26 protein-coding genes are annotated in these 23,349 nt (G+C 64.5%); 19 read left to right on the forward strand and 7 right to left on the reverse strand.

Annotated elements, in window-relative coordinates; translation table 11 throughout:
* Positions 1-17: 17 nt before the first annotated feature.
* Together dgcA and dgcN are read right to left on the reverse strand one after the other, a co-directional pair.
* Positions 18-983 carry an N-acetyl-D-Glu racemase DgcA gene (dgcA, locus tag DQ229_RS08105; protein ID WP_114965853.1) on the reverse strand — a complete coding sequence of 322 codons (966 nt, stop codon included), beginning with the start codon at positions 981-983 and terminating at the stop codon, positions 18-20.
* 101 nt (positions 984-1,084) lie between these two features.
* The gene (gene dgcN / locus DQ229_RS08110; protein ID WP_114965766.1) at positions 1,085-2,089 is read right to left on the reverse strand and encodes an N-acetyltransferase DgcN; all 1,005 of its coding nucleotides are present in this window, start codon (positions 2,087-2,089) and stop codon (positions 1,085-1,087) included.
* 282 nt (positions 2,090-2,371) lie between these two features.
* Here dgcN and DQ229_RS08115 point away from each other — a divergent pair, with 282 nt between their 5' ends.
* The 4 genes from DQ229_RS08115 (at position 2,372) to DQ229_RS08130 (ending at position 5,275) form a co-directional block, all read left to right on the forward strand.
* Positions 2,372-3,328: an L-malyl-CoA/beta-methylmalyl-CoA lyase gene (locus tag DQ229_RS08115; RefSeq protein WP_114965767.1), complete on the forward strand. Its 957-nt coding sequence runs from the start codon at positions 2,372-2,374 to the stop codon at positions 3,326-3,328.
* Positions 3,329-3,544: 216 nt separating this feature from the next.
* Entirely contained in the window at positions 3,545-4,246 is a 702-nt protein-coding gene (locus DQ229_RS08120) for an autoinducer binding domain-containing protein (protein WP_114965768.1), read from the forward strand.
* 133 nt (positions 4,247-4,379) lie between these two features.
* Positions 4,380-5,042 (forward strand): acyl-homoserine-lactone synthase, encoded by a 663-nt coding sequence (locus tag DQ229_RS08125; RefSeq protein WP_238381002.1) that lies wholly within the window; start codon positions 4,380-4,382, stop codon positions 5,040-5,042.
* Entirely contained in the window at positions 5,039-5,275 is a 237-nt protein-coding gene (locus DQ229_RS08130) for a hypothetical protein (RefSeq protein ID WP_114965769.1), read from the forward strand. The genes DQ229_RS08125 and DQ229_RS08130 overlap by 4 nt, the downstream gene beginning before the upstream one ends.
* Before the next feature lie 100 nt (positions 5,276-5,375).
* On the opposite strand, the gene DQ229_RS08135 is transcribed toward DQ229_RS08130, so the two are convergent.
* Positions 5,376-5,765 (reverse strand): hypothetical protein, encoded by a 390-nt coding sequence (locus tag DQ229_RS08135; protein ID WP_114965770.1) that lies wholly within the window; start codon positions 5,763-5,765, stop codon positions 5,376-5,378.
* Positions 5,766-5,917: 152 nt separating this feature from the next.
* On the opposite strand from DQ229_RS08135, the gene DQ229_RS08140 reads away from it, so the two are divergent.
* Entirely contained in the window at positions 5,918-6,568 is a 651-nt protein-coding gene (locus DQ229_RS08140) for a carbonic anhydrase (RefSeq protein ID WP_114965771.1), read from the forward strand.
* An 8-nt stretch (positions 6,569-6,576) separates the two neighbouring features.
* Here DQ229_RS08140 and DQ229_RS08145 read toward each other — a convergent pair whose 3' ends face one another.
* Entirely contained in the window at positions 6,577-7,005 is a 429-nt protein-coding gene (locus tag DQ229_RS08145) for an acyl-CoA thioesterase (protein ID WP_114965772.1), read from the reverse strand.
* A 77-nt stretch (positions 7,006-7,082) separates the two neighbouring features.
* Positions 7,083-8,396, reverse strand: a complete 1,314-nt coding sequence (locus DQ229_RS08150) for a sodium-dependent transporter (protein WP_114965773.1) — start codon at positions 8,394-8,396, stop codon at positions 7,083-7,085.
* 499 nt (positions 8,397-8,895) lie between these two features.
* Between DQ229_RS08150 and DQ229_RS08155 the strand changes: the two genes are divergently transcribed.
* Entirely contained in the window at positions 8,896-10,122 is a 1,227-nt protein-coding gene (locus DQ229_RS08155; RefSeq protein ID WP_114965774.1) for an ATP-grasp domain-containing protein, read from the forward strand.
* A gap of 152 nt (positions 10,123-10,274) precedes the next feature.
* Complete coding sequence (locus tag DQ229_RS08160) at positions 10,275-12,257, forward strand: hypothetical protein (protein ID WP_114965775.1); 1,983 nt, start codon at positions 10,275-10,277, stop codon at positions 12,255-12,257.
* Positions 12,258-12,321: 64 nt separating this feature from the next.
* Here the strand turns inward: DQ229_RS08160 and DQ229_RS08165 are convergent, their stop codons facing one another.
* A complete protein-coding gene (locus DQ229_RS08165) occupies positions 12,322-12,996 on the reverse strand; it encodes an IclR family transcriptional regulator (protein WP_114965776.1) in 675 nt (224 codons plus the stop codon).
* Positions 12,997-13,120: 124 nt separating this feature from the next.
* Here DQ229_RS08165 and DQ229_RS08170 point away from each other — a divergent pair, with 124 nt between their 5' ends.
* From DQ229_RS08170 to DQ229_RS08200, 7 genes are all read left to right on the forward strand, one after another.
* A complete protein-coding gene (locus DQ229_RS08170) occupies positions 13,121-14,191 on the forward strand; it encodes an isocitrate/isopropylmalate dehydrogenase family protein (RefSeq protein ID WP_114965777.1) in 1,071 nt (356 codons plus the stop codon).
* Positions 14,192-14,223: 32 nt separating this feature from the next.
* The gene (locus DQ229_RS08175) at positions 14,224-15,285 is read left to right on the forward strand and encodes an Ldh family oxidoreductase (RefSeq protein WP_114965855.1); all 1,062 of its coding nucleotides are present in this window, start codon (positions 14,224-14,226) and stop codon (positions 15,283-15,285) included.
* The gene (locus DQ229_RS08180) at positions 15,285-16,073 is read left to right on the forward strand and encodes a TIM barrel protein (protein ID WP_114965778.1); all 789 of its coding nucleotides are present in this window, start codon (positions 15,285-15,287) and stop codon (positions 16,071-16,073) included. Before DQ229_RS08175 ends, DQ229_RS08180 begins: the two co-directional genes overlap by 1 nt.
* Complete coding sequence (locus tag DQ229_RS08185; RefSeq protein ID WP_114965779.1) at positions 16,070-17,440, forward strand: NAD-dependent succinate-semialdehyde dehydrogenase; 1,371 nt, start codon at positions 16,070-16,072, stop codon at positions 17,438-17,440. Before DQ229_RS08180 ends, DQ229_RS08185 begins: the two co-directional genes overlap by 4 nt.
* Before the next feature lie 11 nt (positions 17,441-17,451).
* A complete protein-coding gene (locus tag DQ229_RS08190) occupies positions 17,452-17,868 on the forward strand; it encodes a cupin domain-containing protein (protein WP_114965780.1) in 417 nt (138 codons plus the stop codon).
* A 98-nt stretch (positions 17,869-17,966) separates the two neighbouring features.
* Entirely contained in the window at positions 17,967-18,521 is a 555-nt protein-coding gene (locus DQ229_RS08195; RefSeq protein ID WP_114965781.1) for an ActR/PrrA/RegA family redox response regulator transcription factor, read from the forward strand.
* Between the two features lie 106 nt (positions 18,522-18,627).
* Positions 18,628-18,840, forward strand: a complete 213-nt coding sequence (locus DQ229_RS08200; protein ID WP_114965782.1) for a hypothetical protein — start codon at positions 18,628-18,630, stop codon at positions 18,838-18,840.
* Positions 18,841-18,963: 123 nt separating this feature from the next.
* On the opposite strand, the gene DQ229_RS08205 is transcribed toward DQ229_RS08200, so the two are convergent.
* Complete coding sequence (locus DQ229_RS08205) at positions 18,964-19,833, reverse strand: branched-chain amino acid aminotransferase (protein ID WP_114965783.1); 870 nt, start codon at positions 19,831-19,833, stop codon at positions 18,964-18,966.
* Positions 19,834-20,009: 176 nt separating this feature from the next.
* On the opposite strand from DQ229_RS08205, the gene DQ229_RS08210 reads away from it, so the two are divergent.
* The 5 genes from DQ229_RS08210 (at position 20,010) to DQ229_RS08230 (ending at position 23,335) form a co-directional block, all read left to right on the forward strand.
* Positions 20,010-20,519, forward strand: a complete 510-nt coding sequence (locus DQ229_RS08210) for a MarR family winged helix-turn-helix transcriptional regulator (protein ID WP_114965784.1) — start codon at positions 20,010-20,012, stop codon at positions 20,517-20,519.
* Positions 20,516-21,229: a response regulator gene (locus tag DQ229_RS08215; RefSeq protein ID WP_114965785.1), complete on the forward strand. Its 714-nt coding sequence runs from the start codon at positions 20,516-20,518 to the stop codon at positions 21,227-21,229. The genes DQ229_RS08210 and DQ229_RS08215 overlap by 4 nt, the downstream gene beginning before the upstream one ends.
* A 62-nt stretch (positions 21,230-21,291) precedes the next feature.
* On the forward strand, positions 21,292-22,227 hold the full coding sequence (locus DQ229_RS08220; protein WP_114965786.1) for a histone deacetylase family protein: 936 nt from the start codon (positions 21,292-21,294) through the stop codon (positions 22,225-22,227).
* Positions 22,224-22,466: an exodeoxyribonuclease VII small subunit gene (locus DQ229_RS08225; RefSeq protein ID WP_114965787.1), complete on the forward strand. Its 243-nt coding sequence runs from the start codon at positions 22,224-22,226 to the stop codon at positions 22,464-22,466. Before DQ229_RS08220 ends, DQ229_RS08225 begins: the two co-directional genes overlap by 4 nt.
* Entirely contained in the window at positions 22,463-23,335 is an 873-nt protein-coding gene (locus DQ229_RS08230; RefSeq protein WP_114965788.1) for a polyprenyl synthetase family protein, read from the forward strand. Before DQ229_RS08225 ends, DQ229_RS08230 begins: the two co-directional genes overlap by 4 nt.
* The last annotated feature ends 14 nt before the right edge of the window (positions 23,336-23,349 follow it).

Raw genomic sequence — 23,349 nt, forward strand, 5'->3', positions numbered from 1 at the left:
GCGCAGGTCCAGCCCCCTCACCCCCAAAGCGCAGGCGCGGCCGGATGAACCCCTTCGGCATCGAACTTCAGTGGCGGGTCGCGATCCTCCGCCAGCAGCAGCGGCCCGTCCAGATCGACCACCGCCGCGCCCTGCGCCACCAGAACCGCCGGCGCCATCGCCAGCGAAGACCCGACCATGCAGCCCACCATCACCTGATACCTCTCGCGCAGCGCGGCCTCTTTCAGCGCCAGCGCCTCGGTCAGCCCGCCGGTCTTGTCGAGCTTGATGTTGATCATGTCATACTTGCCGCGCAGCCCCGGCAAGCTGGCGCGGTCATGGCAGGATTCATCGGCACAGACAGGCAGCGGTCGCGCGATCCCGGCCAGCAGATCGTCCTCGCCGGCGGGCAGCGGCTGCTCCACCATCGCCACCCCCAGCCGCAGCAGATGCGGGGCCAGATCGCTGTAGATATCGGCGCTCCAGCCCTCGTTGGCATCGACGATGATGCGCGCCTTCGGGGCGCCCTCGCGCACGGCTTCCAGCCTGGGCATGTCATCGGGCGTGCCAAGCTTGATCTTCAACAGCGGTCGCGCTGCATGGCGCCGCGCCGCCGCGCGCATCTTCTCGGGCGTGTCCAGCGACAGGGTGAAGGCCGTGATCTCCGGCCCCGGCGCGCGGGGCAGGCCAGCCAGTTGCCAGACGGGGCGTCCCTGCTGCTTGGACTCGAGATCCCATAGCGCGCAATCCACGGCATTGCGCGCCGCGCCTGCAGGCAGGGCGTCCTGCAACGCCGCGCGCCCGATCCCCTCGGGCAGGCCCTCGATCTGCGCCCTCACCGACTCCAGCGTCTCTCCATAGCGCGCATAGGGCACGCATTCGCCCAGGCCACGCGACCCGCCGCGCGTCACCTCCACCGTCAGCACATCCGCATGGCTGCGCGAGCCGCGCGCGATGGTGAACACCTCGGCCAGCGGAAACCGCTCCTGCGTGACCTTCAGCATCGCCTGTTCCTTCTTCTTGGCCAAAATATCCTGGGGTGAATGGGGCCGCAGGCCCCAGAGGGGCAAAGCCCCTCAATACCCCGGTTTCCGGGGCAAAGCCCTCAGACTTGCGCCAGCGCATCCACCAGACGCGCGGCACCGTGGCGGTATGGGTCCACCGCAGGCAGGCCCATGCGTTTCTCGACCCCGGCCAGATAGGTCTTCGCCTCCTCTTCCGACATCGCGGCCGTATTGACCGAAATGCCCACGACCTTGCAATCGGGGTTGCCGACCCGTGCCAGTTGCAGCGCCAGGTCGCGCAGGTCTTCAAGGCTTGGCAGGCCATAGCCCGGCAGGCCGCGCATGTGCTGGCGGGTAGGCTCGTGGCACAGGATCAGCGCGTCGGGCTGGCCGCCATGGATCAGCGCCATCGTCACGCCCGAGTAGGAGACGTGGAAAAGGCTGCCCTGCCCCTCGATCAGATCCCAGTGGTCGGGGTCGTTATCAGGGCTGAGCCACTCCACCGCGCCGGCCATGAAATCGGCGATCACCGCATCGAGCGGCACGCCCCCGCCGGTAATCAGGATGCCGGTCTGGCCGGTGGCGCGGAAACTTGCCTTCATGCCGCGCGCGTGCATCTCGCGCTCCATGGCAAGCGCGGTGTACATCTTGCCGACCGAGCAGTCGGTGCCCACTGCGAGGCAGCGCTTGCCGCGGCGCTTCTCGCCATTGGCAATCGGATATTTCACCGAGGGCACGCGCACGTCATGCAGCTTGCGTCCGGTGGCACGCGCCACCGCGGCCAGGTCCTCTTCGTCGCGCAGCAGGTTGTGCAGTCCCGAGGCCAGGTCGAAACCTTCCTCCAGCGCTGTCACAAGAACCTTCTTCCATTCCGGCGAGATCACCCCACCGCGATTGGCCACGCCGATCACAAGGGTTTTCGCGCCGGCGGCCTTTGCCTCGGCGAGTGTCATGTCGGGCAGTTTCATGTCGGCGCGGCAGCCTTCCATACGGAATTGCCCGACGGCATAGTCCGGGCGCCAGTCGCGGATTCCCTGCGCGACCTTGGCGGCCAGCGGATCATGCGCATCGCCGAGAAACAGCAGGTAGGGGGTCTCAATGGTCATCGGTGTCTCCTGTGATGCCATACGGCATTTAGTCCAAGCATAGGGGAGTTCGATGTGAATATGGTGGTGAGTTACGCGTAAATCGTGATCATTTGCGCAATGTCCTCCTCCTATTATCGTTTTTATAGCAAGAATATTCAGGTTTACTCTGCATGTTTCGTGACTTCTCCTTTACCGGTTCGGGTGCCGGTATGCGGCGGCGCAGCAACGCCCTTGCAGTGCAGGGAGTAATATTCTAGCCGTCTGGAAGGAAAACGTGAAACAACCTTGCGAGCATGCCCGATGAGCTTCCGCGTCCAGCCCAGCCCGCCAATGCGCCCCAACCGCTGCCAGCTTTTCGGCCCCGGTTCGCGCCCGGCGATCTTCGAAAAGATGGCGGCCAGCGCGGCGGATGTGGTCAATATCGACCTTGAGGATTCGGTGGCGCCCGCTGACAAGGCACAGGCGCGCGCCAATGTGATCGAAGCGATCGGCCGCGTGGACTGGGGCCAAAAGACACTTTCGGTGCGGATCAATGCGCTGGACACACCTTGGTGGTATCGCGATGTGGTCGATCTGCTTGAGCAGGCCGGGCCGCGGCTCGATCTGATCATGATCCCCAAGGTGGGCTGTGCGGCCGATCTGTATGCGGTGGATGCGCTGGTCACGGCGGTGGAGCGGGCCACGGGCCGCGAGAGGCCGCTGGGCTTCGAGGTCATCATCGAATCGGCTGCCGGCATCACCCATGTCGAGGAGATCGCCGCCGCGACCCCGCGATTGCAGGCGATGAGCCTGGGCGCGGCCGATTTCGCCGCCTCGATGGGCATGGCCACCACCGGGATCGGCGGAACACAGGAAGACTACTACATGCTGCGCGAGGGGCAGAAATACTGGTCCGACCCGTGGCACTGGGCGCAGGCGGCGATCGTGGCGGCCTGCCGCACACATGGCGTGCTGCCGGTGGATGGCCCGTTTGGCGATTTTTCGGATGATGAAGGTTTTCGCGCCCAGGCGCGGCGTTCGGCCACGCTGGGCATGGTTGGCAAATGGGCGATACACCCCCGGCAGGTGGCGCTAGCCAACGAGGTCTTCACCCCATCCGAAGCGGCTGTGGCCGAGGCGCGTGAAATCCTGGCCGCGATGGAAGCTGCCAAGGCGCGCGGCGAAGGGGCGACTGTTTACAAGGGGCGCCTGGTGGATATCGCCAGCATCAAGCAGGCCGAAGGGATCGTGCGACAGGCGGAAATGATCGGCATCTAGGGTGTGGATTCAGGCACGATGCGGCGCGTCTGGCCGGCAGGGTACATGCCGGCTGCCGGTCATGTGCCGTGGCCATGAGTGCGCAATTTGCCATTGTTTTGCCGCGAAATAGCGTGACATTGCGGCAAATTTCGTTTTTGTGGATGCGGCTGGTATACTGCGCCAACCGCCCTTGTCGTGTGCATTCAGTTGTGCAGGCTGCATGTCGAGGCAGAAATGGACCTGATAGATCTCAGCGCACATTCGCCCGATGATGCAACGCGGGGAATGTTTCTGGACCAGCTTTGCCAGAAGCTGGAACTTGATTATGCGTCATATGCGGCGATCAGCCCGGTGACGGGCACGGTGCAGGGCTATGCCAATTACCCTGACGACTGGAAGCGGTTTTACACGAAGAGCAAGTTTCACCTGATCGACCCGACACTGGCGCTGTCGGCGCGCAGCATCGCGCCGGTGGACTGGAAGCGCTTCAGCAGTCACGAAGGGTTTGACAAGGTGTTCGGCCCGGCACGCGATTTCGGTCTCTTCTCGCAGGGGCTGACCGTTCCGGTGCGCGGGCCGTTCGGCGATTGCGGCCTTCTCAGCGTTACCCGTGAATGCGTCGAAGGTGACTGGGCCAAGCTCAAGCGCAAGATCGTGGGCGATCTTCAGACCGCGGCGGTGCATTTCCATGATGCGGTGATGCAGGATGACAGCGTGGCCCGCGTGATGCGCCTGCCGCGCGTTTCCATGCGCGAAAAGGAGATCCTGCAATGGGTTGCGGCGGGCAAATCGCAGCAGGACATCGGTGATATCCTGGGCATATCGCACCGCACGGTCGAGGTGCACCTGCGTTCCGTGCGCGAGAAGTTGGGCGCGCTGACCACGCCGCAGGCAGTTGGCCGGGCCATCAGGCTGGGATATATACAGCCCGAATGATCCGTCGGTGCCGGGGCTGTCCTGCGCGCCCGCGCCGACTACGGGTTTTCCCTAATAGACCAGAATTGCACCGTCACTAACAATGTCCTTACGGAAGTGCGCGGAACCACTCCCCGCACAGGTGGTAAGGAGCATGACAGTGATTATCGTCATCGACGCCTTGAACAGGTCCGAATACCCAAGGATCATGGCCGATATGCATCGCCTCCGGGCCCGCGTCTTTGAAGGGCGCCTCGGATGGGATGTGCGGGTCGTAAACGGCGAAGAGCGGGATCGCTTTGATCAGCTTGATCCGGCCCATGTCGTCAGCATCAACGAACACGGCGAAGTCGTCGGCTGTATGCGTCTGCTTCAGACAACAGGCCCGCATATGCTGGTGGATGTATTCGCGTCGCTGCTGGACGGTGAGCCGCCGTTGCGTAGTGCGCAGCTCTGGGAAGCGACGCGCTTCTGCGTCGATACCGAGCGGCTTAGCCACGGGCGCGGACCCAATTCGGTTTCTTCCGTCACCAGCGAGGTGATGATCGGCGCTTTCGAATACGCGATGGAAGCCGGTGTCACCGATGCCGTGGCCGTGATCGACCCGATCATGAACCGCGTGCTGAAGCGCTCGGGCAATGCGCCCTATGACTACCTGGGCAGCGCCAAGCAGATGGGCAAGGTCGTTGCCATGGCCGCGCTGATGGATTGCAGCGAAGAGCGGGTGCAGCGCATTCGCGATTATGCCGGGATTCACCACGATGTGTTCCTGCCGGACGAGGCTGCGCTGGAATTCGAATCGGAGCTGGCAGCATGAACGCGCCCGTGCGCTCCGCACAAACGGTCGTTACCTTTCCGGAGGTTGCGGCTTCGCGCGCGACAGGGCTGCCTGACCGGCAGGACTCGAAGCGCCTTCTGGAACTGATCCGTTCGATCGGCCATCCGGATCTGCGGGATTACTGCATCGACCAGATCAAGAGCGCCCGCAGCGCCGACGAACTGACAGCGGTCATCGAACTGGTCTTCGAGGTGACGCGCAAGCGGGCCTGAGCGGCGGGCTGCGGCAAGAATCGGCGTCCGCCACGGCGGCGCCGGAAGCAGTGCGTGGGTATTGCCTGCTCGCTCGGCTGGCCGGGCAACTCACGAGGTTTCAGCTGCCCTGTCCCGAGCAGCCCGCCAGGCCGTAGATTGCGTCAAGTGAGCGATCCGCGATTCGGATCAGCCGTGACCAGGTGGCCGAGAACGCGATCATGTCGCCGCGCGCGGCGCAACGCTGGACATCCCGCGCGACCAGCGAAAGGCTGGTCATGCCGATCTCATTGCCGATCCGGGCCAGACGCCGGGCATCCCGGCCCAGACTGAACGCTTCGCCGGCCTGATACAGTTGTTCCATCTGCGCCATTCTATGTGACATCTCGCGCATCGCGGCATTGACGACATTTTCGGCGGCGCCTTCTCCCATGACTTCCACCAGCCGCACCAGGGGAACGTCATCTATGATAACCCCTTCCTCATGAGAGAGGCCGACAACATTTGTCATGGATACACCCTTCGCGTTTCTGCTATTCACCCGCTGTGCAACATGACAATGGGCAGCAAAGAAAACCTTGCAGCGTGCGGATAAAATAACTCGAATTTTGAATGTATCCGCGCTATCCCCGCCCGGACACGAACAGGAACAGGTCTGAGAATATGGAATTCGCCCGCCCGCTTCCCGGCTATCTGGTGATGCGCTATCGCGGCTGGAAGGCGACGAGCTATGCCGAGAACAAGACCTGGTTCCAGCATCTGGCAAGCGAAGGGCAGCACCCCCGCGCCATGGTGATTTCCTGCTGCGACAGCAGGGTAAGCGCCACCGCGCTTTTCGAGGCCGACGCGGGCGAGATTTTCCTCTATCGCAACATTGCCAATCTGATGCCCCCGAAGAACCAGCAGGGGCGCTATCACGGTGCGCCCGCGGCGGTGGAGTATGCCGTGACGGTTCTCAAGGTGGCGCATGTCGTGGTGATCGGGCATTCGGGTTGCGGCGGTGTGAAGGGCTGCCATGACATGTGCGAGGGCCGTATACCCGAATTCGAAGCCCCCGACAGCATGATCGGCCGCTGGCTGGATCTTCTCCGCCCGGCGTATGAGCGCACAAGCGATACCGGCGAAGGCCCTGCGCGACTGGTCGCGATGGAACGCGCCGGTGTCCTGCTTTCACTCGAGAACCTTATGGGTTTTCCGTTCGTCGCCGAGGCGGTCAGGGCCGAGAGGCTTTCGCTGCACGGGCTGCGCATCGACATCGCATCGGGCACGCTTGAGCAGTATGACGGCGCAGCCGGAGAGTTTGTCGCGCTCTGAGGGGGCGGTCACGGCGCATTGACCAGATGTGCGGCCAGCTTTTCGCGCACCGGTGCCGGCATCGGTGCCGATGTGCGGCTCGCCGGATCGAAGAACACTTCGACCAGATCGTAAGTGGCGTGCAGATCACCGTTATCCGCATGGTGCATCCGCAGATGGAAGGTCACGCTTTTCGTGCCGATCCGCGTCACGGCGCCATCAATCACGATCAGGTCGCCGGCCACGAGCTCCTTGACGAAGCGGGTGGTGGCCTGCGCGCTGACGCAATGCACCCCGTGTTCGGCCTGCATATGCGAATAGGCAAGGTCCATCCGGGTCCAGAGGTGATAGCTTGCATCGTCGAAGAACGGTGCGTAATGGCGCACGTTCATGTGGCCGAAGTGATCTTGGTGCCAAGGGTGGATGACCCCGCGGCAAAGTTCCAGCCATCCGGCCATCGGCGTTCACCTCTCGATCGAATTGCGACTTCGGGAATCATGACAGCCGTGCGGCCCGGGCACAAGATGCAGGCGGTTCAGCCCGCCAGCAATTGCCAGATCAGGAACCCGACCGCCGCGAAAGGCAGACTGCGCCCGACGATGAAGATGCGCCAGCTCCACCAGCCCGATTTCGCGCCCAACGCATAAACCACCTTCGAAGGCGGCAGCACCCAGCACAGCAGCCCGGCGCCGATCACCGCCGAAGCGATCACCACATTTGTCCCGCCGAACTGGTCCATGAAATCGAGAAATGGCATCCCCGCCACGGTCAGCTGCACTGGCGAGAAGCTCAGCGCTGATGGCAGGCCAAGGCACAGCATCAGCACCCCGGTCGCCCCCACCGCACGCGCGTTCGACAGCGACAGCTCCTCGGCGAAGGCGGCGATGATCACCTTCAACCCCGCTAGGCACGATGAGAACGCAGCGGCGAAGAACATGAAGAAGAACGCCATCGCCAGCCACGCGCCACCTGTGGTCGCCTCGAAGACGCGCGGTAGCGTGGAAAAGGCCAGCTCGCTTCCCGCGCCGGGGTCCAGCCCGTGGGTGAACACGAAGGGAAAGATCATGAACCCCGCCATCAGCGCGATGGTGGTCTCGGCCCCGGCGACGATCAGCGTGGCGCGGGGCACATTGGTCTTGCGCGGGATGTAGCTGCCATAGGTCACAAGATAGCCTTGCCCGACCGCGAGCGTGTAGAACGCCTGGCCGAAAGCGAAGAACCACAACCCCGGATTGGCCAGCGCGGCGGCATCCCAGGTGAACATGAACGCCATCGCATCGCCCCAGCCGCCGGTGGTCATGGCCACGCCCACCAGCCCGGCGATCAGCAGGGCAAGCATCGGCATCAGCACCTTTGAAAAGGTCTCGATCGCGCGCACACCCTTTAGCAGCACCAGCGCCGCAAGCATCGTCACTGCAAGGAAATACCAGACCGAGTTGTATCCGGCGGTGAAATCGTCGAATTCCGCGACACGCATGCGGAAGGCATCAACCGCATAGCCCAGTGTCCAGCCGGTGATGACCAGGTAATACGAGGTGATGACGATCGTCAGAACCACCACGAACCAGCCATATGCCGTGCCCAGCCGCGTGATGCCGCGATAGGTGCCGACCACGCTGCCCTGCGTCAGCCGACCGGCGGCCACCTCGAGCATCATCACCGGCATCGCGACGATCACCAGCGCCAGCAGATAGGCTAGGATGAAGGCGCCGCCGCCGTTCTCGCCCACCATGTAGGGAAAGCGCCAGAGGTTCCCCAGCCCCACGGCCGCCGCCGCCATCGAGAAGACGAAGGCAGGCTCCGAGGACCATTGCGCGCGGGCTTCGCGAGTCAGATGTGCTTCGGTCATGCTGCTCCTGTGTCGGAGTTGCCCCGTAATCGGCTATCGACCCTAACGGGCGCTGCAGTGACATTCAAATCGGCGGGGCGGCACCAGAGTTGCCGCTCGTAAATCGTCAAGCATAAGGGCCGGTGCCTGTTGCCGCCATGGCTCCTTGCCGGAACCATGGCTTTCCGAGCTGGTGATACTCAGGATGGTGCGGTGCGACCATCGATTGCGGCAATCGGTGGGCCTCGGGCGAGGTGATCGCGGTGGCCTGAGCCCGCGTTCACGGGCACTGCCCACGGGCCATGGCATGGTCCGGCAGGGCGCTTGCCGTGCGAGAAATATAATTAGCAAAACGAACTATATTTCTTTTGCTTTCCTTCCCGAGAATGGAATATATGAAACAATCCTATGAAATATGCCTGATTTGCCATTGATGTCCGCTGCGTGTTACTTTGATTATCGAAGTTAATACGAGCCGCCCGAACAAATCGGCGGCTCACGCAAAATGTTGGGAGCGATCATGGAAGCAAAAGACCCGAACAAGGGCTATATCGCGGTGTTGGGTTGGAGCCTGCGCTGCATCGACGCGCTGGAAAAGTTCGACAGGCGCTATTTGATTGTCGCCCCTGACTGGGCGGCCGAATATGCCGAACAGCACGACATCCCGTTCATCAGCTGGGATTTCGAGCGCCTGAACGACAGGTCATACGAACTGGCAACGAAGCTCAAGGAAATGGGTGTCGATGTCGCGATTCCGCTGTTCGAGGAAACCGTGGAATGGGCCGGGGCGGTCAATTCCGTGCTGCTGGACAACCCGCGGCTGCTTGGGCAGTCCATGCTGTTTCGCGACAAGTCGCTGATGAAGCGGCGTGCGCAGCTTGGCGGCATCCGCGTCGGCATCTTCGAGGAGGCGATGGATCATTCGGATGTCATCCGCTTTCTGAAAAGGGTCAACCAGACGCTGCTTAAGCTCGATGGCGACCCTAACGACCCGATCCATTTCAAGGCGTTCGACAAGGCCGGCTGCCTTGGTCACCGCGTGATTCGCACGCCCGACGATGTCGCTGCCATTGCCGACGAGGAGTTTCCCGCCCTGCTGGAATCGCACCTTGATGGCTGGGAGTTCGCGGTCGAGGCCTGGATCAAGGATCGCAAGATCCAGTTCCTGAATATCTCGGAGTATGTCTCGCTGGGGTATTCGGTGTTCGTTCCTGCCACGCCCGAGCTTGAGAAATGGCGGCCGCGAATCGAGCAGCAGATCGAAAAGCTGATCGAGGTCTTCGACATCGATTTCGGCTTCATCCATCCCGAATACTTCGTCACCAATGACGGCACGATGTATTTCGGTGAGGTCGCCTATCGCCCGCCCGGCTTTAACGTTTTCGAACTATTGGAACGTGCCTACGGGTTCAATGCCTATCAGGCCCTTGTCCTGGCCTTTGACCCAAAGGCGACGCAGGAAGAACTGGACGCCTTCTTCCCCGAGCCGGTCAAGGATGCCATGGGCCATGCCGGTTGTTTCGGGGTGTATCCGCGCCGGCGTGTGGTGAGCGACCTGAGCATTCCGCCCGAAACCGAGAACGACCCCTATTTCGAGTTTCACGAGCTTTCGCCGCCGCATGAGCAGAAAGTCACCAAGCGCACGGCCTTCGGCACGCATTGGGGGCTGGTCTATTTCTTCGGGGAAGATCCGCACCGCTTGCGCGACCTGCTGAAGGCACAGGAAGATCTCGACTACTATGTGTGAGGCTCGACCCCCCAAACACACCACAATTTGTGGTGTGTTTGGGGCCGTGCGCCGCATGACCTTGCATTTTGCGGCGATACGGACGACCATTCGGCCAGAGGAAGCGGCCCGGGCAGCGGACGGCAGGAGTGGCCCGAAAGGATAAACCCGGAATGGCCATGACATCACAAGACAACCCCATCGAGCCTTTCTTGCGCAGCTTCGACCATGTGTCGCGGCAACTGGCCGAGGCATCCGCCGCCGGCAAGTTTTCGTATCAGGGCCGCGTTCTGGACTCGGCCAAACGGCTGATGAAACAGCCGGGAGGGTTGGCCGCACTGGAAGCGCGGGCGGCCGAGCTCGATCGCGCCGGCATCTTCAGCGGAACCGACTGGGCCGTGCCCGCCGGGCTTGTGCCCCGGCTTGTGGGCAATACGCTGGCCTCGTCCGATTCGCGCATGGTGGTGCTCGAATGCCTGAATCTTTTGCGGTTTCTTGCCGTGGTCCGTGGCGAGCATTCGCAACCCGGACTGCCGCTTGAACATGCGCGCCACTTCCTGACCCAGGTTCTGGCGCTCAATCTCGACCGCATCCTTGGCGCGGCGCACGAGGCCGCCCGCGTCAACGCGGGCGAGTTGGACCCGGTGGTGGACCAACTGCTGCAACGCCTGCTGGAGGCGGTCGGGCCCGAAGGTATCCTGGGGCGGCTGGTCGATGAGGTCTGGCGCATCCTGCGGCAGCGCCCGCTGCAGGTCGAGCATGTGAAATCCATGATCCTTCAGATCGCCATTGCGCTGGACGAAGGACAAAACGGCCTTTCGGCCAGCGAAACCAGACTGGGCGCCGACCGACTGATCAGCGCGCTGTTCGGCCCGACCGACCTGTGCCGCGAAGACCCCGGGCTGGAAGTTTATCGCCAGCGCCTGGAATCCGCCGACACGGGCAGCTTGCAGGCCGAGGCAACCGGCATGGCCCGCGCGATGCACGACACCGGCCTTGTCTCGGATTACCACGCCGAGTTCCTGCGCTTCATTCTAGACAGTGCACATACGCATCTGCTGCCTGCCGCACTCGGGCTGAGCAGCACGGGCCTCGATTCGCTGCGCTGCTATCAGCCGCTCGTTCAGCAGTTGATCGACGAGGCCGTGCGGCCCGGAACCGCCCAGTCGGTGCTTGGCATCGCGCTGATGCTGGAACGCGGGATCCTCTATTCGCCCCCCATCGCGCCATCGCTCTGGCGGCTGCTGGGGACGGCGCTGACTCCGGCTTGCGAGGAAATCCTGAGCATTGCCTTCGGCGGACAGGTGACAGCGCGGCAGCGGCTTGTCGCGGGGGTCATGATGCTGCTGGGGCAGCCGCTGGGGATCGGGCAGGGCAACAACCCGACCTGCCAGGCGGCCCGCGCACTTTCCATGTGGGCGCTCAATGACCCTGACTATCTGCTCTGGCTGCTCGCGCAGGTGACAAGCAAGGACTGCATTGTCATGCATTTCGAGGGCCAGCCATTGGACTCCAGCCTTTTGCAAGCCGGGCTTGCGCAACAGGCCCCACTTGATGCCGATCCGGTTTCGGTTCTGCTGGTGCCGCACCTGGACCGCGTCTATGCCGAGATGGGGCGGCGCGTTGCCGGGCGCGGAGAAGACCCGCATCGCTGGATCAACCCCGAGCTTCACGGATGGTGGGTGGGGCGTGCGTTTCACATCGCCGTCGATGTCGCCACCGGCCTGCTGAAGGACCACGAAGCGTTCATTCGCGAGTTCCACACGGCCTATCACCCGCTCCATAACGGCAACGAGCCAGTCATTCACCCGCAGCCCGCGGGGATCGCCGTTACCGACAGCAGCGGCGCCTTCGTCGGCTGGCACGCGATTTCGATTATTCGTGTCGCGCTCGATCAATCGGGCGGGATGCGGGTGTATTTCTTCAACCCGAACAACGACAGCGGGCAGGACTGGGGCCATGGCATCGTTGTCTCGACACATGGCAATGGAGAGCGGCTGGGCGAGGCATCCCTGCCGTTCGATCAGTTCGCCTCGCGGCTTTATATTTTTCACGATGACGGGCTGCCTGCGGCCATGACCCTGCCAGTGGAGGATGCCCAGGTCGCGCGCATCTGCGAAATGGCGCAGCAAAGCTGGGCAAGCAACCGCTTCTGAAACACCCGTATTGACCAAGGCTGATGGCTTGGACCGTGTCGCGCATTGCCGCGTGTGCCGGGTTTCAGTCGACCCTGTCGGCCAGGTCGCGCGCGGCCTCTTCCAGAAGCGGGATTGCCGCGGTGCGCACAACTTCGGTAAAGCGCGTGTTCAGACCCGATATCGTCAACGCCCCGCGGAACTGGCCCGTCGAGGAAAACACCGGTGCCGAGATCGAGGCGATATTGGGGTTGCGGGTCGATTCCAGATCGACCGTGCCGTTCTTGTTGAAGGCGGAAAGGTCGGCCAGGGCCTCACCCGTGAAATGGCGCAGCACCAGGCCCGAGGCGCCGGTGCCCAGCCGCAGGCGCATCCCTTCCTCGACACCGTATTCAACCAGGTTCGAGATGTTCTCGCGGTAAAGGCACACCCGGTCGTTTCCGGCGCGCACAAAGTATGACGCCGTCTCGCCTGTGGCTTCGACCAGGCGGCGCAGGACCGGGCGCAGCGTCTCGCCGCTGTCGAATTCCTGCCGGAAGATCAGCCCCAGGTGCCAGACGCTGGCCCCGATCGAGAACCGCCCCTCGGCGTCGCGGTCGATGAACCCGTAGATTGCCATGGACCGCGTGAGCCGCAGGATCGTGCTCTTGTGCAGCCCCGTTTCCCGCGCAAGTTCGGCCAGTGTCATCCTCGGCCGGCGCACACTGAAGGCCGACAGGATCGACAGGGCCCGCTCCACGGACTCGGTTCTTGTCGCCATCGGCGTTCTCCCAGGCGAAATGCGTTTGCTTTTGCATTGTCAAGAACAAGGCGGATTGTCTAGGCACACGGCATACCTGTTGCAGACCACCCGACCCCGCTCTGAAGATAAAGGAAACAAACCGATGAAGGTCGCAATCCTCCCCGGTGACGGGATCGGCCCGGAAATAAGTGCCGCCACGCGCCTCGTTCTCGATGCGGTCGATGACCGATTCGGTTTCGGCTTCGCGTATACCGAGATAGGGATCGGGTTCACGGCCCTTGAAGAACATGGCTCGACCCTGCCGGATAGCAGCTTCGAGGCGGCCCGCGCGGCCGAGGCGCTGATCCTCGGGCCGGTGTCGCACCTGGATTACCCGGCGCGCGAAAAGGGCGGGCTGAACCCATCGGGCGAGTTGCGCAAGCGGCTCGACCTTTTTGCCAATATCCGCCCGGCGGCAACGCGCCCCGACCTGCCCTCGCGCACCGGGGCAAGCTTCGACATGGTCATCTACCGCGAGAACACCGAAGGTTTCTATGCTGACCGTTGCATGTACACCGGCACGGGCGAGGTTCATGTGACAGCCGATGTCACCATCGCCATGCGGCGCATCACCCGCCATGCCTCGACTCGGATCGCCGAAGCGGCCTTTGCAGGCGCCATGCAGCGGCGCAAGAAGGTCACCGTGGTGCACAAGCAGAACGTGCTCAAGCTGACCGATGGGCTGTTTCTGGAATGCTGCCGCGAGGTGGCCGCGCGCCACCCAGATGTCGAATACGAGGAGCTTATCGTCGATGCTGCCTGCGCGCATCTGGTGCGGCGCCCCGAGGATTTCGACGTGATCTGCACCACCAACATGTTCGGCGACATCCTGTCTGATCTTGCCTCGGAACTTTCAGGCAGCCTGGGGCTTGCGGCCTCGGTCAATGCCGGTGACGGCGTGGCGATGGCGCAGGCGCAGCACGGATCGGCCCCGGATATTGCAGGGCAGGGCATCGCCAACCCGGCCTCGCTGATCGGTTCGACCGGAATGCTGCTGGAGTGGATGGGCGCAAACCGCAAGCGGGCCGACCTGGTCGAGGCGGGGCGGGCCATGCTGGCCGCGCTTGACCGCACCCTGGCCGACCCGGCCAGCCGCACCCGTGATCTTGGTGGCACCCTGGGCACCGAGGCCTTCGCGCGGCAGGTGGCGAAGGCCATCACCGACGCCGGATGAAATCCACGGCCCCGGCGAAGGAGCAGACCCGCATGACCAGCACCAAAACGGTTGCCGCCGACGCGCTGCGCAGCTTTGCCCGCGCGGCCTTTGAAAGCGCGGGCCTGCCGCCCGACGACGCCCGCACCGTCGCGTGTGATCTGGTCAAGGCCAACCTGCGCGGCGTCGACTCGCACGGGGTGGCGCGGATCCCGATGTATCTGGAGCGGTTGGAGCGCGGATTGGTCAACCCGCGCCCCGACATCAAGGTCGAGAAGGTCGCCGGCGCTGTCGCGCATCTGGATGCCGACAATGCCATGGGGTTCCTGCCCTCGCATCTGGCGATGGATACCGCGATGGATCTGGCCAGCGAGGCGGGCATCGGCATGGTGGGGGTCAGCCGCTCGACGCATTTCGGGATGGGTGCGCTTTATGCCCTTCAGGCGATCGAGCGCGGCTATGTCTCGATGGTCTTCACCAACTCGTCGCCTGCCATCGCCATGTGGGGAAGCCGCGCGCCCTTTCTCGGGGCCAGCCCGATTGCCGCGGGCATACCGGGGGGGAAATCGGCACCTTTCGTGATGGACATGGCGATGACCGTGGTCGCCCGTGGCAAGATTCGCCTGGCCGCGCAGCGGGGCGACCCGATCGCGCCCGGCCTCGCGCTGGACAGCGACGGCAACCCCACGACGGATGCCGCCAGGGCGTTCGAGGGCGTGTGCTTGCCCTTCGGCGGGGTCAAGGGCTCGGTCCTGGGCACGATGATGGACCTGATGGCCGGGGCGCTGACCGGCGCGAATTATGGCGGCGATGTCAAAAGCCTATACTTCGACCATTCCGAACCGCAGAACGTGGGGCACCTGTTCTTTGCCATCCGGCCCGACCTGTTCCTGTCGATGACCGATTTCGAGGCCCGGATGGAAGAATTCAACTGCCGCATCAAGGCCCTGCCCCGCGCCGCCGGGGTGGACGAGGTGCTCATGCCCGGAGAGCCCGAGGCCCGGGCCGAGGCCGCGCGGCAGAAATCCGGCATTCCGATCACCGATGACGTGCTGGCCGATCTGGCGAAGGTGGCCAGGACGCGCGCCATCGCGCCGCTCCAAGGGGTGGATTGATGGCGTTGCTGTTCTCCGCCCATCTTGGCTATCTGTTCACCGACCTGCGGCTGGAGCAGCGTTTCGCCGCCGCGCGAGCTGCAGGGTTTGACGCGGTGGAGCACCCCGACCCAACCGCCCTGCCGCCGGCGCGGCTGCGCGCGTTGCTTGGCGAAAACGGCCTGCGCCTGGCGCAGATGACCTCGGGCACGGGCAATCCGGGCGAAAAGGGGCTGGCCAGTCTGCCCGGGCGAGAGGCCGAATTCCGCGATGGCTTCGCCCGCGCGCTTGACTATGCCGAGGGCGTGGAGTGCCCCTTCGTGCATCCGATGGCGGGGGTGGGCGGCGATGCGGCCACCTACCGGCGCAACATCGAAGCAGCCGCAGCGCTGTGCGAAGGGCGCCGCCCGCGCCTGCTAGCCGAGGCCATCAGCGAGGCTGCCGTTCCCGGCTATTTCATGGCGTCGGTCGATACTCTGCTGTCGTTGGCGGCCGACATGGACGGGCGGCTGTCGGTGCTGATCGACACCTTCCATGCTTGCGCCAGCGGCTGCGACCCGGTCGCCGCGCTGCGCGCAGCCGCGCCGTGGCTTGGCCACGTCCATATCGCCGATCATCCCGGCCGTGGCGAGCCCGGCACGGGCGCAATCGCGTTCGAGCCTGTCCTCGCGACGCTGTACGAGCTACGCTTTTCCGGAGCGGTCGGCTTTGAATACCATCCCACCGGCCCCGACCACCTGAACTGGCTCCCCGATTGGGCGTCAATGCGCGTGGCAATGCCTCGCCAAGTCAAGGAGACACGCTCATGATGCAGTCCATCAATCCGGCCACCGGCGAGTTGGTCGCCGAATTCGACCTTCACACCGAGGCGCAGGTCGATCAGGCCCTGAGTGCCGCAACCGGCGCACAGAGCGCCTGGCGCCGCGTTTCGGTGATTGACCGAACGCGCCTGCTTTCCGCCATGGCGCGCGAGTTGCGCGCGGGGCAGGACCGCTTCGCCCGCCTGATCACCGAGGAAATCGGCAAGCCGATCACCGAGTCGCTGGCCGAGATCGAGAAATGCGCCCTCACCTGCGATTACTACGCCGAGAACGCCCCGCGCTTTCTGGCCGATGAGGAAATCGGCTCGAACGCCACGCATTCGGCGGTGGTGTTCGACCCGCTGGGCGTGGTGCTGGCGATCATGCCCTGGAATTACCCGTTCTGGCAGTTCTTCCGCTTTGCCGCGCCCGCGTTGGCCGCGGGCAACGGCGCGATCCTCAAGCACGCGGCGAACGTGCCGCGCTGCGCACTTGCGATCGAGGATGTGATGCGCAAGGCGGGCTGCCCCGACGGGCTGATGCGGACGCTGCTGGTGCCGTCCTCCGGCGTTGCCGCCATGATCGAAGATGACCGCATCGCCGCCGTCACGCTGACTGGCTCCACCCAGGTTGGGCAGATCGTCGCCAGCCAGGCCGGGCGCGCGCTGAAAAAGCAGGTGCTGGAACTTGGCGGGTCCGACCCCTTCATCGTGCTGCCCGATGCCGATATCGCCACCGCCGCGCAGGTCGCGGTCAAGGCGCGCTTCATCAATGTGGGGCAGTCTTGCGTGAACGCCAAGCGCTTCATCGTGCATGACGACATCGCCGAGGCCTTTACCGAGGCTTTCGCGGCGGGCATCCGGGCGCTGAAAACCGGCGATCCGATGGACCCGGCCACCCAGATCGGCCCCATGGCTCGCCGGGATCTGCGCGACGAACTGCACGACCAGGTGACACGCTCGATCACCGATGGTGCCACGCTGGCAATCGGCGGCGCGCCGCTTGAGGGGCCGGGCTGCTACTATGCGCCAACGCTTCTTGATCGCGTGACGCCCGCGCATACCTCGTTTCGCGAAGAGTTGTTCGGCCCGGTTGCCTCGGTCATCCGCTGTTCCAGCGCCGAAGAGGCCGTGGCCCTGGCAAATGATACCGAATTCGGCCTCGGCGCCGCGGTCTGGACGGGTGACGCCGCGCTTGCCCGCCGGATGTCGCGCGAAATCGATGCCGGCGCGGTGTTCATCAATGGCATGGTCGCCTCGGACCCGCGCCTGCCCTTCGGCGGGATCAAGAAATCAGGCTACGGGCGCGAACTGGGCAGCTATGGCCTGCGCGAATTCACCAACATGAAAACCGTCTGGACCGGCCCGGCCAGGTGAGGAGAGATCACATGACAGACAAGCAAGCCGCCATCCTGCGCCCCGCCGAATTGCCCGTGAACGACCGTGGAAACGGTGCGCGCACCATCCCGCTGGTGACACGTGGCTGCGGCTCGACCAGCGTGATCAACGGCATCACCGAATTCGACCCGGGCGCGAAGATCGGCGTGCATTTTCACAATTGCGAGGAGAGCGTGATGATCCTCGGAGGTGAGGCCGTGGCCGAGATCGACGGTGTGCGCCATCACCTGAAAGCCGGCGATACCACCTGGCTTCCCGCCGGTGTGCCGCACCGTTTCCTGAATGAAAGCGACGGGCCGATGCGGATATTCTGGACATATGCCGACATCGACGCCACCCGCACCATGGTCGAGACCGGCATCGCGCAGACCATCGACGACGAGCACGAAAAGGCGAAAAGGCTTTGACCGTGGCCACCGCGCCTGCGCCTGAATCGTGATCAAATTGACCCCCGCCGGGCGACGCCCTATTGTCCTGTTGCAAATTAACGGGGAATACGCGGAACATGCAGGAAGAACAACAGCTTGCCGCAGGGGCGGACAGAACCCTGTTGCTGGTCGATGATGACGAGCCGTTTCTCAGGCGGCTGGCCCGCGCCATGGAAAAACGCGGCTTTGAGCCCGTCACCGCTGATACCGTGGCCGAGGGCCGCGACATCGCGCAGGCGCGTCCGCCGGCCTATGCCGTGATCGACCTGCGGCTGGGCGATGGCAACGGGCTTGATGTGGTGGAAACCTTGCGCGAAAGCCGGCCCGATTGCCGCATCGTGGTGCTGACTGGCTATGGCGCGATTGCCACGGCGGTGGCGGCGGTCAAGATGGGCGCGGTCGATTACCTGGCAAAACCCGCCGATGCCAACGACATCACCAGCGCGCTGCTCAGCCAGGGCGAGGCCCTGCCGCCGCCGCCGGAAAACCCGATGTCCGCCGATCGCGTGCGCTGGGAACACATTCAGCGTGTCTATGAGCAATGCGACCGCAACGTGAGCGAAACTGCCCGGCGCCTGAACATGCACCGCCGCACCCTGCAGCGCATTCTGGCCAAGCGCTCTCCACGCTAGACGTGCGACGGCGCGGTTATATCGCGCGCCCTTGCTTCCTATATGTCTGTCATGGCAGCGCTGCGACGGCGCTTGCCCGACCTGCGCAGTTCAGGGAGGAAACACCATGACCAGACATATCATCGACCAGCCGCGCAAAGGTGCCGCAAACCGGATGGCGCCCTACCTGATGCTTGATGCCGGGGCGGGCGAGGGCACGCACCCTACCTCACGCAGCCTGCACATGCGCCGCCCGGCCCCCGACCAGAGCCGCCGCTTGCGCGCCTTCCTCGATATCCTGCGCCGCAGTCAGGGCGACGGCGCGTTCCGCCCAAGATGACCGCTATCTGAACAGCTTGCGTGCCGGTGCCATCTTCTTGGCCCAAATATCCTCGCCGAAGGCACCCGACACCGCCCGCAAGCGCCTGTCTTGCGGGCTTAGGCGCAACCGGGACAGGGCAGCTCAGGCCCGCACGAGTTTTTCGTAATCCTCGGCGATCTGGCGGGTCAGGTTGCCGACCTCGAAATTGTAATCGCCAATCTGCCCCACCGGTGTGACCTCGGCCGCGGTGCCGGTCAGCCAGCATTGCTGGAAGCTTTCCAACTCGCCCGGCTCGATATGGCGCTCATGCACCTTGATCTGCCGGTCATCCAGCAGGCCGATCACCGTCTGCCGGGTGATCCCGTTGAGGAAGCAGTCGGGCTTGGGCGTGTGCACCTCGCCATCCTTCACGAAGAAGATGTTGGCGCCCGTCGCCTCGGCCACATAGCCGCGATAGTCGAACATCATCGCGTCTGAGCAGCCCTTGGCTTCGGCGGCGTGTTTCGACATGGTGCAGATCATGTAGAGCCCGGCCGCCTTGGCCTGGCTGGGCGCGGTTTCGGGCGAGGGGCGCTTCCATTTCGAGATGTCGAGCTTCGCGCCGCGGGTCTTGGCGTCGCCGTAATAGGCGCCCCATTCCCAGGCGGCAATCGCCAGCCGCACCGGGTTGCGGGCCGAGGCCACGCCCATATCCTCGCCCGCGCCGCGCCAGGCCAGCGCGCGTACATAGGCGTCACTCAGCCCGCTGGCCTTCATCACCTCGGCCTTGGCCTCCTCGATCTGATCGACGGTCCAGGGGATCTCGAAATCGATCAGCCGGGCCGAGCGCTGGAGCCGCTCGGAGTGTTCGCGGCTCTTGAATATCTTGCCGCCATAGGCGCGCTCGCCCTCGAAAACCGACGAGGCATAATGCAGTGCATGAGTCAGGATGTGGACATTTGCCTCGCGCCAGGGCAGCAGCTTGCCATCCATCCAGATATGTCCGTCGCGATCGTCGTAAGCTCCGGCCATGGGCCCCTCCCGTTCGCGCCATGCGCGGTTGATTGTGCAATGTTGCGCAAAATAGGTCCGGACCGGGCATAATGTTGCGCATTTTCAGGAAAAGCGCTAGCAATTGATTCTTGGAAAGTCAACATAGCTGACTTAAAATCCCCCCTCAGCGAGACCCGGCAATAACGGAGCGGCGCATGACCGATACCGGCGGCCCCCCGGCAGGTGGCGAGAACCTCCTGTTCCTGACCGACGAGCAGCTTCGCAAGGGGATCGAAGCGATGTTCTTCGCCTATCGCGGCTTCACCGCCGACCCCGACCGCATCCTTTCAGGTATGGATTACGGCCGCGCCCATCACCGGGCGCTGCATTTCATCAACCGGATGCCGGGGACCACGGTGAACAACCTGCTCAATATTCTCGGGGTGACGAAGCAGTCGCTCAACCGGGTGCTGCGGCGCCTGATTGCCGATGGTCTGGTGGTCAGCCGGGTGGGACGGCGCGACAAGCGCGAGCGCCACCTCTACCTTTCCGAGAAGGGCGAAGCGCTGGAGCGTGAGCTTTCCAAGGCCCAGCGGGCTCGGATGCGCAAGGCGTACCGCGCCGCCGGCCCCGAGGCGGTGGCCGGGTTCCGCCAGGTGCTCGAGGCGATGATGGATGACGAGATCCGGCATCAGTATCTATCGCTGCGGGAGGGGCGCTCATGAGCACGGCAGCCGACCACGCCCCGCATATCCTGATCGTCGATGACGACGAACGCATCCGCACCCTGTTGCAGCGGTTTCTCAAGACGCGCGGCTATTGGGTAACGGCGGCGCGCGATGCCGCCCATGCGCGCCGGCTGCTGGCGGGGTTGGACTTCGACCTTGTCGTGCTGGATGTGATGATGCCCGGCGAGGACGGGCTGAGCCTGACCCGCGCCCTGCGGCAGGAGCGTGACACCCCCGTGCTGCTGCTGACGGCGCGGGGCGAAACCGATGACCGGATCGCCGGGCTCGAGGCGGGCGCGGACGATTACCTGCCCAAGCCGTTCGACCCGAAAGAGCTGTTGCTGCGGATCAGTGCGATCCTGCGCCGTGTGCCGCAGGAAACGGTGCTGCCCAAGCTGCTTTACATGGGGGCCGTGCGCTATGACCTTGAACGAGGAGAATTGTGGCGGGGTGATGCGCCCGTGCGGCTGACCGTGACCGAGGCCGCGCTCATGCGGATACTTGCCGCCCGCCCGGGCGAGCCTGTCGCCCGCAGCGAACTGGTCGAGGAACTGGGCCGTGATCGCGGGCAATTGGCCGGGCAGGCGCAGGAACGCGCGATCGATGTGCAGATCACCCGCCTGCGCCGCAAGCTGGAGACCGACCCGAAACAGCCGCGCTATCTGCAGACGGTGCGTGGTGAAGGCTACATGCTGGTCACCGACTGAGGGCCCCTCGCGTCTGGCGGGCGGGCCTTGCCGATCTGCCGGCCGCGCTTTAGCGTGCCGCCATGACGACGCTTCTGATCACCAGCCCCGAAAGCCGCCGCCACCAGACCCCGCCGGGCCACCCCGAGTGCGTGGCGCGGATCGAGGCGGTCGAGGCCGCGCTTGATGCGCCGGAATTCGCGGCACTTGCCCGTGAAACCGCACCGCTGGCGCCCGAGGCGGAAATCCTGCGTTGTCACCCGGCAAGCTATATCGCCGCGTTGCACGAGGCGACCCCGGAGTCAGGCATTGTGGCGCTGGATGCCGACACGCACATGAGCCCCGCCTCGTTCGATGCGGCGCTGGCGGCTGCGGGGGCGGCGGTGCGGGCTGTCGATGCCGTGATCGAAGGCCGCGCGCGAAACGCGTTTTGCGCCACGCGCCCGCCGGGCCACCATGCCGAGGCCGCGCGCCCGATGGGGTTCTGCCTGTTCGGCAATGCGGCCATCGCGGCGAAGCATGCGCTCGATCATCACGGGCTGGTGCGTGTCGCGGTGGTGGATTTCGACGTTCATCACGGCAATGGCACCCAGGCGCTCTTGTGGGACGAGCCGCGCGTGCGCTTCGCCTCGTCGCACCAGATGCCGCTCTGGCCCGGAAGCGGGCATGCGGATGAGCGCGGCGCACATGACAACATTCGCAACCTGCCCTTGCAGCCGGGCACTGGCGGCACCGGCTTCCGCGAGCTGTGGGAGGCTGATGCGCTGCCCTGGCTTGATGCTTTCGCGCCCGAGCTGGTGATCGTATCCGCTGGGTTTGACGCGCATCACGCCGATCCGCTGGCCCAGCTTGAGCTGGACGAGCAGGATTTCGCTTGGATCACCCGTAGGTTGAGCGATCTGGCGGTGCGCCATGCAAAAGGACGGCTGGTCTCGGTGCTTGAGGGGGGGTATGATGTGGACGCGCTGGCACAGTCGGTTGCCGCGCATGTCCGGGTGTTGATGGAGCACGACGCATGACCGAGAAGCCCCTTGCCGAGATGAGTTTCGAAGAGGCCATGACCGAGCTCGAGCAGGTCGTGGCCCGGCTTGAGCAGGGCGAGGTCGCGCTCGAGGAATCGATTGCGCTTTACGAGCGGGGGGCGAAACTGCGCGCCCATTGCGATGCCAAGCTGCGCGATGCGCAGGAAAAGGTCGAGAAGATCCGCCTGGGCGATAACGGCGTGCCGGCCGGAACTGGCCCGCTCGAGGCAGAATGAGCTTTGCCAAGGCCCTCGATACGTGGGGGCATCCGATCGAGGCACGGTTGCTCGAGGCGATCGCCACACAGCCGGCAAGCGATATCCGCGATGCAATGGCCCATGCAGTGGTGGGCGGCAAGCGGCTGCGCGGCATTCTGGTGATCGAAGGTGCGGCGCTGCACGGCATTCCCGCCGGGCAGGCCGTCCATGCCGCCGCCGCGATCGAGGCGATGCACGCCTGTTCGCTGGTGCATGACGATCTGCCCGCGATGGATGATGACGACATGCGCCGCGGCCGCCCGACCGTGCATGTCAAATGGGACGAGGCCACTGCCGTGCTGACGGGTGACGCGCTGCAGACGCTGGCCTTCGAAATCCTCTCCTGTCCCGCATGCGCCCCCGAACCCGAGCGCCGCATGGATCTGGTCGCCGCACTCGCCAAGGCGGCGGGCGCGGCGGGGATGGTGCTGGGGCAGGCGCTCGATCTGGCAGCCGAGCGCGCTGAAACGCCGCTGACGCTGGAACAGATCACGCGGCTGCAGGCCGGCAAGACCGGCGCGCTGATCGGCTGGGCGGGAACCGCGGGCGCGCGGCTGGCCGGGGCCGACCCTGCACCGCTTGCGCATTTTTCTGGTGCGCTGGGCCTTGCCTTTCAGATCGCCGACGACATCCTTGACGTGGAGGGAGACCCCGCCAAGGCGGGCAAGCGCCTGCGCAAGGATGCCACTGCGGGCAAGGCAACCTTTGTCAGCCTGCTGGGGCTGGAAGGCGCACGCCAGCGTGCCGCCGAACTGGTGGCCGAGGCCGAGGCCGCGCTTGCGCCTTATGGCGCGCAGGCGGAAACCTTGCGGGGCATTGCACGCTTCGTTATCTCCCGCGAAAATTGAAACGCCCGCAGCCG

The organism is Alkalilacustris brevis (genome assembly GCF_003350345.1).
GTDB classification, from domain to species: Bacteria; Pseudomonadota; Alphaproteobacteria; order Rhodobacterales; family Rhodobacteraceae; genus Alkalilacustris; species Alkalilacustris brevis.

Coding starts and splice junctions, on each gene's coding strand:
- dgcA (WP_114965853.1), bottom strand. CDS start 983: ATGCTGAAGGTCACGCAGGAGCGGTTTCCGCTGGCCGAGGTGTTCACC.
- dgcN (WP_114965766.1), bottom strand. CDS start 2,089: ATGACCATTGAGACCCCCTACCTGCTGTTTCTCGGCGATGCGCATGAT.
- DQ229_RS08115 (WP_114965767.1), top strand. CDS start 2,372: ATGAGCTTCCGCGTCCAGCCCAGCCCGCCAATGCGCCCCAACCGCTGC.
- DQ229_RS08120 (WP_114965768.1), top strand. CDS start 3,545: ATGGACCTGATAGATCTCAGCGCACATTCGCCCGATGATGCAACGCGG.
- DQ229_RS08125 (WP_238381002.1), top strand. CDS start 4,380: ATGACAGTGATTATCGTCATCGACGCCTTGAACAGGTCCGAATACCCA.
- DQ229_RS08130 (WP_114965769.1), top strand. CDS start 5,039: ATGAACGCGCCCGTGCGCTCCGCACAAACGGTCGTTACCTTTCCGGAG.
- DQ229_RS08135 (WP_114965770.1), bottom strand. CDS start 5,765: ATGACAAATGTTGTCGGCCTCTCTCATGAGGAAGGGGTTATCATAGAT.
- DQ229_RS08140 (WP_114965771.1), top strand. CDS start 5,918: ATGGAATTCGCCCGCCCGCTTCCCGGCTATCTGGTGATGCGCTATCGC.
- DQ229_RS08145 (WP_114965772.1), bottom strand. CDS start 7,005: ATGGCCGGATGGCTGGAACTTTGCCGCGGGGTCATCCACCCTTGGCAC.
- DQ229_RS08150 (WP_114965773.1), bottom strand. CDS start 8,396: ATGACCGAAGCACATCTGACTCGCGAAGCCCGCGCGCAATGGTCCTCG.
- DQ229_RS08155 (WP_114965774.1), top strand. CDS start 8,896: ATGGAAGCAAAAGACCCGAACAAGGGCTATATCGCGGTGTTGGGTTGG.
- DQ229_RS08160 (WP_114965775.1), top strand. CDS start 10,275: ATGGCCATGACATCACAAGACAACCCCATCGAGCCTTTCTTGCGCAGC.
- DQ229_RS08165 (WP_114965776.1), bottom strand. CDS start 12,996: ATGGCGACAAGAACCGAGTCCGTGGAGCGGGCCCTGTCGATCCTGTCG.
- DQ229_RS08170 (WP_114965777.1), top strand. CDS start 13,121: ATGAAGGTCGCAATCCTCCCCGGTGACGGGATCGGCCCGGAAATAAGT.
- DQ229_RS08175 (WP_114965855.1), top strand. CDS start 14,224: ATGACCAGCACCAAAACGGTTGCCGCCGACGCGCTGCGCAGCTTTGCC.
- DQ229_RS08180 (WP_114965778.1), top strand. CDS start 15,285: ATGGCGTTGCTGTTCTCCGCCCATCTTGGCTATCTGTTCACCGACCTG.
- DQ229_RS08185 (WP_114965779.1), top strand. CDS start 16,070: ATGATGCAGTCCATCAATCCGGCCACCGGCGAGTTGGTCGCCGAATTC.
- DQ229_RS08190 (WP_114965780.1), top strand. CDS start 17,452: ATGACAGACAAGCAAGCCGCCATCCTGCGCCCCGCCGAATTGCCCGTG.
- DQ229_RS08195 (WP_114965781.1), top strand. CDS start 17,967: ATGCAGGAAGAACAACAGCTTGCCGCAGGGGCGGACAGAACCCTGTTG.
- DQ229_RS08200 (WP_114965782.1), top strand. CDS start 18,628: ATGACCAGACATATCATCGACCAGCCGCGCAAAGGTGCCGCAAACCGG.
- DQ229_RS08205 (WP_114965783.1), bottom strand. CDS start 19,833: ATGGCCGGAGCTTACGACGATCGCGACGGACATATCTGGATGGATGGC.
- DQ229_RS08210 (WP_114965784.1), top strand. CDS start 20,010: ATGACCGATACCGGCGGCCCCCCGGCAGGTGGCGAGAACCTCCTGTTC.
- DQ229_RS08215 (WP_114965785.1), top strand. CDS start 20,516: ATGAGCACGGCAGCCGACCACGCCCCGCATATCCTGATCGTCGATGAC.
- DQ229_RS08220 (WP_114965786.1), top strand. CDS start 21,292: ATGACGACGCTTCTGATCACCAGCCCCGAAAGCCGCCGCCACCAGACC.
- DQ229_RS08225 (WP_114965787.1), top strand. CDS start 22,224: ATGACCGAGAAGCCCCTTGCCGAGATGAGTTTCGAAGAGGCCATGACC.
- DQ229_RS08230 (WP_114965788.1), top strand. CDS start 22,463: ATGAGCTTTGCCAAGGCCCTCGATACGTGGGGGCATCCGATCGAGGCA.